Genomic DNA, 1227 nt, shown 5'->3' on the forward strand with positions numbered 1-1227 from the left:
CATCGGGCGGCTCATTGGACCAAACTGCGCCGTTTGCTCTGTTAAAGCAGGTGGCGCCGTTGACGAGCCTGAAGCTTGAACTTGCGCGTTGATGTTGGGGTAAATGGATTTAAACTCTTCCACCCAAAGTGTGGTCATCCCCGCCAAAGTGTCTGAGCCTACCGAAAGCAAGTTACCAACAATGCCAGTGGTTTTATGGTAGTTCGGTAATGGCTTATCTTGAGCAACCGCCATACTCGAACAAATAAGCGCGATACAAGCGATGGCTTTACTGACTCGACGTCCCATTATTTCACCACTAAACGACTTGGAAGTACGAACGAGAACTTGCTTCCTACACCGACTTCACTTTGAATTTCCAGGTGTGAGTCATGATGGCTCAACGCATGTTTCACAATTGCCAAGCCTAAACCACTGCCACCCGTATCGCGTTATCGTGCTTTATCAACTCGGTAGAAACGCTCAGTCAGTCGATGCAAGTGTTGTGGCTCAATACCATCACCACTGTCTTCAACTTCAAGGCACGCACCTTGTGCGGTTTGATACCAACGAACATGAATATTGGCTCCCGGAGGAGTGTACTTCACTGCGTTGTAAACAAGGTTGGAGATCGCGCTGCGCAATTGGTCATCATCTCCAAGCACACGAAGGCTGGTATCGACATCAAACGTGAGTTTATGTTGGTCATCACCACTTAAGCTGATCGCTTCTTTCTCTAATACTTCAAGCATTGCTGGCACGTTTACGACATCTTCCAACTCATGCATCGGCGCGGCTTCAATCTTAGATAAGGTAAGAAGTTGATTCACTAAGCTGTTCATGCGGTTAAGCTGCTCCGTCATCACCCCATGCGCTTTAGTCCACATCGGGCCGACGATCATATCTGGGTCTTCCGTCATCTCCAGATAACCTTGTAGTACGGTCATCGGAGTGCGTAGCTCATGAGAAACGTTGGCGAAGAAGTTACGACGCATTCCTTCAAGTTGCTTAAGTTGGCTCACGTCACGCACCACCATCAGGTGTTCACCTTCAGTGTAAGGCACGATACGCAGTTCTAACATACGTTCGACATTCAACGGCGAGCGCATTTCTAGCGGTTCAGAGAAATCTTTTTTATTGAGGTACTTGATGAAATCTGGAGTTCGAATCAGGTTCGAGATAGGTTGACCGGAATCTTCTGGCCAATGGAAGCCTAACAGGTGTTGAGCTAATCGGTTACACCAAACA

1 protein-coding gene and 1 pseudogene are annotated in these 1227 nt (G+C 47.9%); both read right to left on the reverse strand.

Annotation, left to right across the window (positions count from 1 at the left end):
• Positions 1-288, reverse strand: a 288-nt coding sequence (locus R7O12_RS25685) for a substrate-binding domain-containing protein (RefSeq protein WP_411913098.1), incomplete at its 3' end; no start/stop codon positions are given.
• Positions 288-1227: pseudogene (gene phoR, locus R7O12_RS25690) on the reverse strand (phosphate regulon sensor histidine kinase PhoR); the annotation flags it as partial. The pseudogene phoR and the gene R7O12_RS25685, both read right to left, overlap by 1 nt.

Source organism: Vibrio sp. Vb1574, assembly GCF_033338675.1.